We start from the raw sequence: 12,536 nt of genomic DNA on the forward strand, positions 1-12,536 counted from the left end.
AATCAATTATGGAGGAACGATATTTTACAATCTCAAGTTCTACCAAACTATCCTTGACTTTCTGAACACTGAAATTATGGGCAGCTACCAACCAAATCAGGTATTGCCAGTGCCGTCGGGGCCCTTGCAAATTCCTGCTATACAGACTTTCGGTTCAACTTTTACAGATGCACGCACAGCGGAAATTTATTTTTCCCTCGTCATTCCCACCTACAACGAGTGCAGGAATATCCAGAGTATTGTGGAAAAATTGAGCCAATTGCTCGATGGCATCATTCCCGGCAACTACGAATTAATTGTAGTCGATGACGACAGCCCCGATCGCACTTGGGAAGTCGCCCTTTCCCTGACACCGGAATATCCGCAATTGCGGGTGATGCGCCGGGAAGACGAGCGGGGACTTTCCACAGCGGTGATTCGCGGGTGGCAGGCGGCTAGGGGCGAGGTTTTGGGCGTCATCGATGCCGACTTGCAGCATCCCCCGGAAACGCTGTTGCAGCTTTTAGCAGAAATTCAGCGGGGAGCAGATTTGGCCGCTGCGAGCCGTCACGTGGGCGAGGGCGGGGTGAGCGACTGGAGCGTTGTCAGGCGATTTTTATCGCGGGGCGCTCAAACCGTGGGGTTAGTGATCCTGCCGGGAGTGGTGGGCCGAGTTTCCGATCCGATGAGCGGGTATTTTATGGTGCGGCGCTGTTGCATAGCCGGCAAAACCATGAATCCTGCTGGCTACAAAATATTGATTGAAGTGCTCGGCAGAGGCGATATCCGCTGGATTGGAGAAGTTGGTTACGTGTTTCACGAGCGGCAAGAAGGGGAGAGCAAAGTTACCTGGAAACAGTATATTGAGTATTTGCAACATTTGCTTCGGTTGCGCTTTGCCCGCTGGCCGATGGGCAGATTCCTGCGGTTTGGCGTGGTTGGTTTCAGCGGCGTGTTTGTGGATATGGGAGTTTTTTACTTGCTGCGGACTGTCCTCGGTTTGGGGCTGACTCGCAGTGCAATTTTTTCTGCTGAAGTGGCAATTTTCAATAATTTTTTGTGGAACGATTTATGGACTTTTGGTGATATTTCTAAGCGGCAGCAGGGAAAGCGCCAGCGCTTGAAACGGCTGTTGAAATTTAATGTGATTTGTTTGATTGGCTTGATGATAAATGTGCTGCTGGTGAATGTGCTGTTTAATGTTTTTAAGGTAAACGAATATTTGGCTAAGTTGATTGCGATCGCAACTGTGACTCTGTGGAATTTCTGGATCAATATGAAGTTGAGTTGGCGGGTGACGGACGTGAAGTAGGTAATGGGAAATGGGTAATGCGAAATGGGTAATTGGTAATTGATAATGGATAAAATGACTGATGGCTAATGACAAATTGGTCTCCTGCCCTATGCCTTTGAATGACCGAAAGCATCTAGGATACAAGCCCCCGGATTTATCTCGCGCAAGTCAATGCTTCAATGCTTCAATTCTAAAATCTAAAATCGTTCTCCTCTAGCGCGGACGGTGAGCTTGTCGAACTGCACGCCGAAGTCTAAAATCTAAAATCTAAAATCTAAAATCTAAAATCGATTGACTGAATTAATGATTAAGAACAAACAACTGTTGTTGCTATTTCTGTGGACGGCGATCGCCTTGATTTTGCGCTTTGCCAATTTGGACTCGAAACCGCTATGGACAGACGAGTTTTCGACTCTAGTATTTAGTTTGGGCAACAGTTTTCGCGGTGTGCCGCTCGATCGCGCGATCGACCTTTCTACATTATTACAACCGCTACAATTAGGTTCCGATGCTGACACCGCCGACGTGCTCCGCAATTTGCTGCTAGAAAGCAACCATCCACCAGTGTATTTTATGCTTGCCCACTGGTGGATGCGACTGTTTGGGCCTTCCGAGGATAGTTTAGTTTGGATTGGGCGAGCTCTTCCTGCTTTATTGGGCGTGATTTCAGTTCCCGCTATTTACTTTTTGGGCAAGTTTGCTTTTACTTCGCGTTTAGTCGGTCAATGTGCGGCCGCGATGATGGCAGTTTCTCCCTACGGCATTTATCTCGCTCAAGAAGCTCGCCATTACACTTTAGGAATCTTATTAGTTATTGCCTCTCTTTTTTGCCTCACCTTAGCTGCAAAAAAGCTGCAACAGCGCGCTCCCCTGCCTATTTGGGCGATGCTGCTGTGGGTAGTTGTTAACTGTTTAGGGATTGCGGCTCACTACTTTTTTGCACTTACTTTGTGTGCCGAAGCAATAGCATTAATTGCTGTAATCTGGCAGCAGTTTCATGGAAAGTTGCCAATTTCCAACAGCCAGCAGCCCAATATTTGGCAATTTCAAATCTTGTGGCGGTTTTTCGCAGTAGCCGTGGGCACTTTAGCAGGGGGTTTAGTGTGGTTGCCGGTATTTTTGTCAAACAAGTACGGCAGCGAACTAACTAATTGGATTGTCAGCGGCGATCGCACATTTTTAAGTTGGGTTAATCCGATTTTTCAAGCTTTAGCTGGATGGATCACTGTCATGTCTCTGCTGCCGGTGGAATCGCCAAATTTGGCAGTAGTAGTTGTATCGGCGATCGCCATGACAATATTTTTTATATTAGTGCTTCCCCTGCTGCGAGGCGCTCTTAAAAATTCCTTAAAAACGCCCGATACTCGTTTAGGTACTGTTATTTTCGGCGGATTTGTGCTAGGAGCAATTTTCCAATTTTTCAGCTTTGCATATATTCTAGGGATTGACCTAACTCGCGGCGCACGATACAATTTCGTCTACTTTCCGGGGGTGATATTGCTTTTAGGAGCAACCTTGGCGGTTATTTATAACACACCTACAGCAAAAAGTCAATGGTTTAATTTACGGGCGATCGAAGTTCCTGGCAAAAAAGCAGTTTTGCTAATTTTAGCAATGGGTTTTTTTAGCGGTGTCACAGTAAATTCCAATCTCGGCTATCGCAAATATTACAAACCAGACCTTTTAATTCCGATTATCCGCGAATTATCGAAAGTTCCCGTGTTAATTGCTACTACTCAAAATACTCATGTAGAAATAGGAGAGTTGATGGGGATAGGGTGGGAATGGGAAAGAAGTTCGGCAACGGATTTTGTAGCGGATGTAACGGATGTAAGGGATGTTAGGAAGAAAGAAGAAGTTAAAGCCTTTGATTCTCCGCTGTTTCTTTTGGCTAATCAGAGAAGGGATGCACCAGAAATAGCGGCAGGGACACTTGACAAAACACTCAGTCAATTAGAACGGCCGCTAGATTTGTGGTTGGTTAATTTTCGCGCACCTGTGAATCTAGAAGCACAAAAATGTCAGGTTGAATCGCGCGATTTGCCTGCGGTGGATGGGTATGAATATCAAGTTTATCATTGTTCCTGATTTGGCGATCGCCCGCAGCTAAGGTTCGATGACTGGGGAGAGATAGTGATAAATTTATGACTCAAGAAGTAGAGGATATAGAGTTAGCCTTACAACCGCAGTCCGGCAGGGGTTGAAACCCCTGCCTCAAAGCTAAAGTCCTCTCAAAGAGGACTAATACCAAATCCGACTTAAATACCCCCCTTTATTTCTTAGTCTGCGGAGGCAGACTTCGTTTGACAAGGAGCGGTTTCAACCGCCGAATCATCAAGGGGTGGCAAACTAAGAGTCAGCGGCCAAATGTTTAATTAAGACGCTCATCACTTCACCTGGATTCTGAGTTGGGACAAGCGGACTCCAGTCAGAAACGCAGGCAAAATTATCGCGGTGAAAAGAATGAATGACGCGGGAAACAACAGGGCGAGAACTGATAATGAAAAGTTTCAAGAGTTCTCGGTTAACTGAAGTTTGCAAGTTTGGCTTTTTAGCAGGGGGCTGATTGAGTTCGGTAGTTGGACTTTCTGGCCCAACCTCGAAAGCAAGTATTAATTCGGTATTGGGTAGCATTTGCCGGATGACTTTCAGGGAAGATTCTGCTTCGCTGCGGCTGCGAAATTGCGCGACAGGTAAGCGCTGAAAGTTGGGCAGCAGTCGGTAAATAATCCAGGCATTCGCAGTTTCTGGGGTGTTCATGGCTGTATTGTAAATTGGGTATGTTTGCCCATAGAAAAGTGACAGACTTGCACCTTTGATTTTTAGTGCAGTCTGTTTTGGCTATGGCTGTGCCTACCTCAAGGAACTTAACCGCTTAAATTAAGCGCTTAAAATAGATACTTATAATAATATGGTAAAAAAAAGGCAACGTCAACGGCAACCAGAAAATGAGTTGGCTTTTCGGAGACTGCGAGAGGACGCTAACTTGAGCCAAGAAGAGTTGGCTGTGCGGATGGGGGTGTCGGCTTCGTCGGTGCGGCGATGGGAAAAGGGAGACGAACCTACGATGACTGTTCGGCAAATGAGGGATTTTTGCCGTTTGGTGGGGGTATCTTTTGATGAGTTGCCGGATTATCTCAGTCGGCCAGTAGATGAGGAGGAGTCACTAGAAATTGACGGTCGGAGATTTTGAAAAATTATGAGGCTATTCGAGAACAAGCAATTTTTGGTGAGTTGCTGGTTTAAATTGCGATTGGTATCAAAAAACAACCACGCTATAATTGATGTAAGTTTTGGGAAAAACTGCAATGTTAAATTACAACTTACCGAGGTACTTGCCCTCAGCCGATGAACTGCCAGATTCTGACGAAACGCCTGTGGATAACGAACTTCAAGAACTAATACCGGGGTTGGTAAAAGCAATATTGCTCATACTTTGGGCAGAACGCATGGACTGGTTTTTTGGCATAGATATGGGTATCTATTATCACCCTGAAAAAGCTCCAATTGTCCCCGACGGTTTCTTGAGTTTAGGAGTAGAAAGGTTTTACGATGAAGAATTGCGTCCCAGTTACGTTCTGTGGGATGAAAAGGTTGTCCCAACTTTGGTACTGGAAGTCGTTTCCAAAAAGTATCGCAAGGAATACACCACAAAGTTGGAGGAATATCAAGATTTAGGCGTGCTTTATTACATTATCTATTCATCTCGCCGCCGTCGCAAACCCCGATTGGAAGTACATAAGTTAGTTAATGGGAAGTATGAATTACAGTCGGGACATCCTGTTTGGATGCCCGAAATAGGTTTAGGAATTGGTTGTGAAAGGGGAAATTATTCTGGGGTGACGAGGGAGTGGCTGTATTGGTACGACGCAGAGGGAAAACGTTATCTGACTCCTGAAGAACAGGTGAACAGATTAGCACAAAAATTGCGGGAGTTAGGAGTCGATCCAAATAGTCTGAGGTGAAGTAATTATTAGAGCGATGATTTGGTAAAGCCGACATTTCTATATTCTTATGGTAGGAAGGAGCAAGTTTTTAATCTTTCCTCACACTATCGGGCACGCCCACCGCCGAAATACCCGATATCGCCTTTAAGTTTTGACACCGAATCAACTCATTAAAATCCAAACTGCGCCCTTCAATTTGCGCCACAGCCTCGATCGCCCCAAGTAAATGTCCGGCCGCTTCTGCTTCGTTGTAACCACGCCTTCCCGCTACTCTAATCGCCCCTTCGTCAGCATCTAACTCTACTTGGGAACTGCGGTTGTCGCGCCAAATTCGAGTCATGGCGAGTCCTGTCAAACCGCCCGCGATCGCAGTGCCGATCGCATCTCCCTGCAACAATTCTACAACAGTCCCGACAATTCCCGCCAGAGCGGCACCTTGATAAATATCCGGTTTAAACCATTTAAAACTGCACAGAAAACTTACATTCCGCAATAGCAGTAAATCCCGCTGGGGCTTAGATAGCAGCCGCCACAAATCAAAATTAATATAAATCGGGCGAGATTGATTCCAAGGTAAAGGAAACTCGCAGTCAATTACCGTTGATTGTTGTGGCTTATTAATAATTTTACACATCATGCGGCCGGAAGCGGGCATCACATCTAACAGGCGGCGAATTTCTGGTTCGGGATTCATAAATTTTGGGAATTGGGAATTGGGAATTGCTTGCATCGGCATAAAAAACAACAACATCCATCAGGGGCTTGTAGGGGCGGGTTCACCAACCATAATTGTCTAAAACCTACAATCTCTAAAACCGGCCCTCACTCACCCAAGGGCAAATCGCAATCTGATGCACGGGTGGCCAGAAACCGGGTTTTTGCGAGCATACTTTGTGACAACCACAGATTTGATGAAAAACCCGGTTTCTTGGGTCAGAGTCCGTTCCTAACTTGTTTTATCGAAAGCAAAGTTGATGTAGGTTATTGGTTGTGCGGGGGCGGGTTTCTGTAGATTTTTAACGGGAGTTAAATATTGTTGGAAAAACCCGCCCCTACAAGTCAATAGAAGATTATTAAGGGTTTTTCTTGGATGCGGAAGAGGGAGATTCTTGAGCTCTGGGAGACGCTTTTTGGGTATTAGCCGAAGGCTTCGGACTGGCAATTGCTGGGGCAACTGACGGCTTTGAATTCGCGGCTGGGGATGGCGGTGATTTTGGAGAATCAGGGGCTGTTAGCGGGGCAGCAGGGGCTGTTTTAGCGCCTAAAATGCTGGCGTCTCCGGTGTCGAAGGTGCCGGCGATGCAAGCGATCATCATTGTGGCTAAGGTGCCGACAAATAATGCTTTCCAACCGAGTTCGGAAATGTCTTTGCGGCGGGATGGAATTAGGGCGATCGTACCGCCGACAAATATGCCGACGGAGGCTAAGTGGGCGAAGCCGGAAAGGGCGTAACTGACAATTAAAACTGTACGATCGCTCACCAGTCCTTTTGCCGATGCTTCTGCTAAACTTTGATAGGGCGGAATTGCTGTTTCTAACAGTCGCCGTCCGATGATTACTGATGCTTCCCAAGAGTCGTCAATGGACACTCCTGTTAATAGCGTCAGGGGATAAAATAAAAATCCCATAATGTTTGCTAAGGTGACAACTTTGAACAAGTCACCAATGGGGCCGGGCAAAATTGCCAGCCAACCAAAGAATTGATTGATTAAGGAAACTAGGCCCAAGATTAAAATCAAAACAGCGGCAATGGCTACTGCCATTTTTACACCGTCCAATGCACCAATTATCGCTGCATCGAGAGGGCTGACTCGTTCGATGGGTTCTCCTCCAACTGTCTCTTGTGGCATCGCTTCGCCGTCCATTTCGGAAATTTCTTCGCCCACAAACTCGCGGCCTTTAGGCTTCCGTTCTTCCTTGGGAATGCCGCCCATTGTCAGGGGTGTGTCTGTTTCTGGTACTAAGATTTTGGAGAGGACAAAACAAGCGGGAATGGCGATAATTGAGGCTGAAACTAAGTGTCCTAAAATATTTGGAAAAACAGGCTTTAGAAAACTAACGTAAATTGCTAATGTTGAAGAAGCGGCAGTCCCAAAACAGCAAGAGAGGATTGCACAAAGTTCGGAACGAGTCATTTTTGGCAAATATGGCTTGACGACAATTGCCGCTTCAATTCCTACGAAAATATTGGCCGCGCCGCTGAGGGCTTCGGCGCCACTCAAGCGCATTGTCGTATAAAATATTTTGGCAAAAAGTTCGGTGATAATTTGAATCACGCCGATGTTGTATAGCAAGGCCATGAGGCCAGAAAAAAAGATGACTGTCGGTAAAGCTCTAAAGGCAAAAATATATCCTAAATTAACTGCCGGCTCTTTACCAGGTATGGGTACAACATTGCTCCCGAATACAAATCTCGCTCCAGCGTCAGCAGCGGTGAATACTCCATCCAGTAAGCTAGTAAACCACTCTAGGGCGATGCGAGTTGGGGGGAACAGGAATACTAAAAATCCTAAGACTAATTGCAGGCCAATGCCCCAGATGATGACGCGCCAAGGTATATACTGAACTTTGCGATTTTCTGAGAAAACCCAGGCGATCGCACACAGGCCAAAGATGCCCAGAAACGAGATAAGATTGTAGATAGACATGAGCTTAGTCCTTGAAATAGCTGAGAATGCCGATCGACGGCTTGCACCACATCAGTTATACTATTCATCTGACGGCAAATGCTAAAAAAAATAACGGGCAGATGAATTACGCACTCAACAGCGTACTTATGTCATTGCTTAGGTCATTCCGAACTCTGCGGATCTTTTGCAAGCCTTGATTTGCCGTAATTACCAGCAGTTTAGATAGAAACTCTAACACATGGAAGCTTTTGCTCCACATCCTCCTGAATGGACTGCGACGGCGGTTCACGCTAATGAGTTTTGCTGCCCCAAGTGCGGCGCTAGCTGCACGAATGCCACTGAGGTCTGGATTAATCGTCGATCGCCAGTATATACCGAGTTCAACCGTCGCAAATGGCAAGAATTTTACCGCTGCCAGTGCGATTCCGTGTGGTGGGCATGGAGTAACGATAGGCCTCCTTCTGAACTTGTGCGTCGCGATCAGAACTCGGATGAGGGCCCTGATGAGGGCCCTGATGATGATTTTTAGAACGGTGACAGAATTTTCGATTTTCGATTCTATTTAAAATTAGGGTAAGGTGTGCCTCGGCGCACCCTACATTTAGATATGTTAGCGCCAGTGAGGATCGTGAATTAAATAACTTACAATTTTAATTGTTATTGTGGGATGGGCGTCCCGCCCGTCCACTCATGACGGGCGGGACGCCCATCCCACTTTCAAGAGTGGAAGTTATTTAATTCTCATTCCTTATCAACTAATTCATCACGTCAAGGATTCCCTTGACTACGCCTTCCATGACTTTTTCAATTAAGCTCAATTCATTTTCGCCGATCGACTCATTTAAGAGCATTGACTGAATCCGCTGTCTGTCATCGCGAGTCAGTTCGCCGGACGAAAATATCCGCTCTACTATTTGTTCAGTTAGAAATGGGAAAGCTGGAGTTTGCATGGTTGGTCTCTAAAAGCATCAATATTTTGTTTTTAACTTTATTAGAGGAGCCAGTTATGGTGTGGGTTTTTACTTTCCCACCCAATCAGTGCTCCAATCTTATGACTCTGGGGGGCTTTTGTCAATACACTTGTTACAGAACAATACAAAATTTGCCTGAAATTTCCGACATTCGGGCAACGGGTGGTTTTGGAGTGCGATCGACCCCGGTGGTGGCGGTGTGCGATCGACTTTTTGAAGTTTATGGGCACTTTAGCGGAACATTACAGCTCAAAAAAAATCAAAACGAGAAGAGATTAAAATTGGTAATGGAGAATTGGCTTGTCTGAAATCCCTCTTCCTTCCGGCTAATGACTAATGACTAATGACTAAGGAATAATGACTAATGACTAATGGCTTCCTCCAATGACCTATTTTCCTTCGGCTCTAATTTTGACATTAGGTTTTTGGCTGCTACCTCTAGCAGTGCGATCGCAACCTGTCGTTCCTGCAAATGACGGCACAAATACTGTTGTTCAGTCCGAGCAAAACCGCACCGACATTAGTGGCGGACAATTGTCAGGAAACGGGACAAATCTGTTTCACAGCTTCAGTCAATTTAATCTCAGCGAAGGTCAAATTGCTAATTTTCTAACTAATCCAAATATTCAAAATATTTTAGGGCGGATTTCCGGCGACAATGTTTCCGTCATTAACGGTCTGATTTCTGTCAGCGGCGGCAACTCGAATTTATTCTTAATGAATCCGGCGGGAATTGTCTTCGGTCAAAATGCTAGATTGAACGTGCCGGGGTCTTTTTTCGCGACAACTGCTACAGGTATTGGTTTCGGTGACGGCTGGTTCCATTCGGCGGGAATTAATGATTACAAAGCTTTACTGGGAAATCCTAATCAATTTAATTTTAATAATTCACAAATTGGTGCAATTGTCAATGCCGGAAACTTGGCAGTTGGCAACGGGGAAAGTTTAACTTTGCTCGGTGGCACCGTTATTAATACAGGACAATTATCCGCTCCCAACGGTCAAGTTACTGTGGCTGCTGTTCCGGGACAAAATGCAGTCCGTATCAGTCAAAGCGGCAATTTATTGAGTTTAGAAATTACTCCGTCTTGGCAGTCAGAAAAATCGGCGATCGCCCCGGTTTCTTTGCCTCAGTTGCTAACGGGGCCCGGCGTAGCGTCAGCCACAGGTTTAACCACTAACGAACAAGGTCAATTGGTACTGACTGGGGGCCAAACAGTGCCCGCAGTTGCCGGAAGTGCGATCGTCTCCGGTTCTGTAAATGTATTTGGCCCTTCTGGGAATGCTGGGGGCACAGTCAATATTTTAGGGGAAAAAGTCGGACTCTTCGGCGCAAATATCAATGCTTCCGGGACTGACGGTGGAGGTACTGTGCGCGTCGGAGGCGGTTTCCAAGGGATGGAACCAGTGCCCAACGCCCAGGTAACTTATGTTAGTCCTGATTCTACGATCGCAGCCAACGCGATCGACCGCGGCAATGGCGGCACTGCGGTAATTTGGTCAGACAATACAACTCGCTTCTTGGGCAATATTAGTGCTCGCGGCGGCACTACCGCAGGTAACGGCGGAACAGTAGAAGTTTCCGGCAAAAATGCTTTAACTTTCCAAGGAGAGGTCGATACCCGCGCGACTAACGGTGCGATCGGCAATTTGTTGCTCGATCCGGCAAATATTACCATCGTCAGCGGTAACGGATCCAGCAGCGCGCGATCGACTGGCGGGGAACTGGAATCGGCACCAGAACCCAACGAAACATCGATCTCAGAAGTGCAGTTGGAACAGATGGCGGCCGGCAGCAACGTGGTTCTAGATACCCCCGGCTACATCACCGTCCAAGACTTGCCCGATAACAAACTTTCCCTGCAAGCGAGAACCGGAGACACCGTAACATTTAGAGCGGGCGGAGTGTTTGTTGTCAATGACCCCAACGATTTAATCGAGACTCAAGGTGGCAACATCAACATTTTTGCCAGCAGCATCTCTCTGGGCGGACTCAATGCTAACGGCGGCAATATCGCTATCACTGGTAACGGCATTGACTTCAGAGGCGGCAGCAATTCCGTCAGCAGTGCGGGGGGAACAATTCGCTTGCAGCCCAACGATAGCCGAGCAATTCGGATCGGTGGCACCGGCGATGTTTTGGGCCTTTTGGACTTGACGGCAACGGATCTCGGCGCTTTGGCGGGGGATTTCGGCTCGATCGCGATCGGGCGCGAAAACGGTAGCAGCACGTCGATCGCGATCGTCGCACCCATTACCTTCAACAGCCCGCTGACACTTCAAGGCCGATCGATCGCGATCGACAATCCCCTGAACACAAGCGGCAGCGCTAGCTTGACTCTCAACGCGCCCCAAACTAATCTCAACGCCAACATTGCCACATCCGGTGGCGATCTCACTTTTACAGGAAACGCATCCCTCAATGCTGACGTGGCTTTGAGCGCGGAAGTTAGCGGCAACATTCTGTTCTCCGGTAGCCTAGACGGATCTCACGCCCTAAGACTAGACGCTGGGCGAGTGCTGTTCGGCGCTACAGTCGGTCAAGCTGCACCGCTGGCGAGTTTAACTGTCAACGCCCGCAGTACCGAGGTATCGGGCAATATGGCGACATCTGGCGACATGACTTTCAATAGTAACGTCACAGTCGATCGCACCGCCGCCCTAGCCACCACTACCGGCAATATCACTTTTGCCAATACCCTCGACAGCAGGCCGGGCCGGGCTAATAATTTGACCCTGCGCGCTGGTGGCAACATTACTTTTGACGGCAGAGTCGGTCAAACTCAGAGGTTGGGCCTGCTCTCGGCCGATGCTGCTAGTGTGACTGCTGCTTCCACAATTGCAGCGCGTATTTTGAGCGTTAACGCGCGAGATTCCGCTAGCTTCGGGGGGGACAGCACGGCCGCTTTGGGAGCCGATATCAAGGCAGAAAACGTCTTCCTAGAGGGTAATTTAAGGACGGATGGTGGCAGCGTGAACCTGCAAGGAAGCGGCGAGGTTCGGACTGGTAATATTACCTCGAACGGTGGGAGGATTCGGGTTGAGGGGAATACTGTTGCTGCGGGTGCGATCGACTCGTCATCGGCGGGCACAGGAGGCGCGATCGCTCTCCAAACCACTGCCGGCCCTTTAACTGCGGGAGCTTTGAACGCTTCGGGGGCGATCGGCGGAAATATCGATGTCACCTCTTCATCGGGCATTTCGGCTCTCGATCTCAACTCCAGCAGCACTTCAAACGGCAACGGCGGGGGCGTTTCCCTGAACGCGACTGATAACATTCAGTTGGGCTTTATCAATGCTCAAGGTGGTACTGGTGGCACTGGTGGCAGTGTTGATGTGACAACCCTCGGTTTGTTTCGCTCGAACAATGTTTTCAACGATATATCGGGCAATTCTTCGAGTATTTCTACTGCCGGAGGTGCGGGGGCGGGCAGGATCGCAATTCGCCACGGAGGCGCTATCGATCGACCATTTATAGTTGGTGGCGCGATCGACAATGGAACCCTGGGAAGCATTAATGCTGGCGCGGGAAATGCCATTTTGCCCACTTTTTCTGTTGGACAAACTTACACCCAAGGAAGTTTACCAAATCAGATTTCCCTAATTACACCGGGCCCGCCCTCTACTCCCGCACCCATTCCCGCACCCATTCCCGCACCCATTCCCGCACCCATTCCCGCACCCATTCCCGCACCCATTCCCGCACCCATTCCCG

11 protein-coding genes are annotated in these 12,536 nt (G+C 47.8%); 7 read left to right on the forward strand and 4 right to left on the reverse strand.

The window, feature by feature from the left end; all coding sequences use genetic code 11:
• Positions 1-76: 76 nt before the first annotated feature.
• Entirely contained in the window at positions 77-1,291 is a 1,215-nt protein-coding gene (locus tag QUB51_RS25430) for a glycosyltransferase (RefSeq protein WP_333263753.1), read from the forward strand.
• Between the two features lie 285 nt (positions 1,292-1,576).
• A complete protein-coding gene (locus tag QUB51_RS25435; RefSeq protein ID WP_333263756.1) occupies positions 1,577-3,361 on the forward strand; it encodes a glycosyltransferase family 39 protein in 1,785 nt (594 codons plus the stop codon).
• A gap of 261 nt (positions 3,362-3,622) precedes the next feature.
• On the opposite strand, the gene QUB51_RS25440 is transcribed toward QUB51_RS25435, so the two are convergent.
• A complete protein-coding gene (locus QUB51_RS25440; protein ID WP_333232281.1) occupies positions 3,623-4,033 on the reverse strand; it encodes a hypothetical protein in 411 nt (136 codons plus the stop codon).
• A 151-nt stretch (positions 4,034-4,184) separates the two neighbouring features.
• Here QUB51_RS25440 and QUB51_RS25445 point away from each other — a divergent pair, with 151 nt between their 5' ends.
• Together QUB51_RS25445 and QUB51_RS25450 are read left to right on the forward strand one after the other, a co-directional pair.
• Positions 4,185-4,466, forward strand: coding sequence for a helix-turn-helix transcriptional regulator (locus QUB51_RS25445; RefSeq protein ID WP_333212033.1), 282 nt, complete (start codon positions 4,185-4,187; stop codon positions 4,464-4,466).
• A gap of 115 nt (positions 4,467-4,581) precedes the next feature.
• On the forward strand, positions 4,582-5,238 hold the full coding sequence (locus tag QUB51_RS25450; RefSeq protein ID WP_333056472.1) for a Uma2 family endonuclease: 657 nt from the start codon (positions 4,582-4,584) through the stop codon (positions 5,236-5,238).
• Positions 5,239-5,308: 70 nt separating this feature from the next.
• On the opposite strand, the gene QUB51_RS25455 is transcribed toward QUB51_RS25450, so the two are convergent.
• Positions 5,309-5,914, reverse strand: coding sequence for a DUF3318 domain-containing protein (locus tag QUB51_RS25455; RefSeq protein WP_333056479.1), 606 nt, complete (start codon positions 5,912-5,914; stop codon positions 5,309-5,311).
• Between the two features lie 379 nt (positions 5,915-6,293).
• Positions 6,294-7,868, reverse strand: coding sequence for a nucleoside transporter C-terminal domain-containing protein (locus tag QUB51_RS25460; protein ID WP_333056473.1), 1,575 nt, complete (start codon positions 7,866-7,868; stop codon positions 6,294-6,296).
• A 220-nt stretch (positions 7,869-8,088) separates the two neighbouring features.
• Between QUB51_RS25460 and QUB51_RS25465 the strand changes: the two genes are divergently transcribed.
• Positions 8,089-8,379, forward strand: coding sequence for a hypothetical protein (locus tag QUB51_RS25465; protein ID WP_333056474.1), 291 nt, complete (start codon positions 8,089-8,091; stop codon positions 8,377-8,379).
• Positions 8,380-8,605: 226 nt separating this feature from the next.
• On the opposite strand, the gene QUB51_RS25470 is transcribed toward QUB51_RS25465, so the two are convergent.
• On the reverse strand, positions 8,606-8,800 hold the full coding sequence (locus QUB51_RS25470; RefSeq protein WP_190661768.1) for a hypothetical protein: 195 nt from the start codon (positions 8,798-8,800) through the stop codon (positions 8,606-8,608).
• A 152-nt stretch (positions 8,801-8,952) separates the two neighbouring features.
• Between QUB51_RS25470 and QUB51_RS25475 the strand changes: the two genes are divergently transcribed.
• Positions 8,953-9,129 (forward strand): hypothetical protein, encoded by a 177-nt coding sequence (locus tag QUB51_RS25475; protein ID WP_333056475.1) that lies wholly within the window; start codon positions 8,953-8,955, stop codon positions 9,127-9,129.
• A 76-nt stretch (positions 9,130-9,205) separates the two neighbouring features.
• Positions 9,206-12,536, forward strand: a 3,331-nt coding sequence (locus QUB51_RS25480) for a two-partner secretion domain-containing protein (protein ID WP_333298350.1), incomplete at its 3' end; no start/stop codon positions are given.

Origin of the sequence: Microcoleus sp. AT8-A3, assembly GCF_036705675.1 — a bacterium.
Lineage (GTDB): Bacteria > Cyanobacteriota > Cyanobacteriia > Cyanobacteriales > Microcoleaceae > Microcoleus.

What these genes read in the sequence shown, in the direction of transcription:
- QUB51_RS25430 (WP_333263753.1), top strand. Translation starts at nt 77, where the DNA reads ATGGGCAGCTACCAACCAAATCAGGTATTGCCAGTGCCGTCGGGGCCC.
- QUB51_RS25435 (WP_333263756.1), top strand. Translation starts at nt 1,577, where the DNA reads ATGATTAAGAACAAACAACTGTTGTTGCTATTTCTGTGGACGGCGATC.
- QUB51_RS25440 (WP_333232281.1), bottom strand. Translation starts at nt 4,033, where the DNA reads ATGAACACCCCAGAAACTGCGAATGCCTGGATTATTTACCGACTGCTG.
- QUB51_RS25445 (WP_333212033.1), top strand. Translation starts at nt 4,185, where the DNA reads ATGGTAAAAAAAAGGCAACGTCAACGGCAACCAGAAAATGAGTTGGCT.
- QUB51_RS25450 (WP_333056472.1), top strand. Translation starts at nt 4,582, where the DNA reads ATGTTAAATTACAACTTACCGAGGTACTTGCCCTCAGCCGATGAACTG.
- QUB51_RS25455 (WP_333056479.1), bottom strand. Translation starts at nt 5,914, where the DNA reads ATGAATCCCGAACCAGAAATTCGCCGCCTGTTAGATGTGATGCCCGCT.
- QUB51_RS25460 (WP_333056473.1), bottom strand. Translation starts at nt 7,868, where the DNA reads ATGTCTATCTACAATCTTATCTCGTTTCTGGGCATCTTTGGCCTGTGT.
- QUB51_RS25465 (WP_333056474.1), top strand. Translation starts at nt 8,089, where the DNA reads ATGGAAGCTTTTGCTCCACATCCTCCTGAATGGACTGCGACGGCGGTT.
- QUB51_RS25470 (WP_190661768.1), bottom strand. Translation starts at nt 8,800, where the DNA reads ATGCAAACTCCAGCTTTCCCATTTCTAACTGAACAAATAGTAGAGCGG.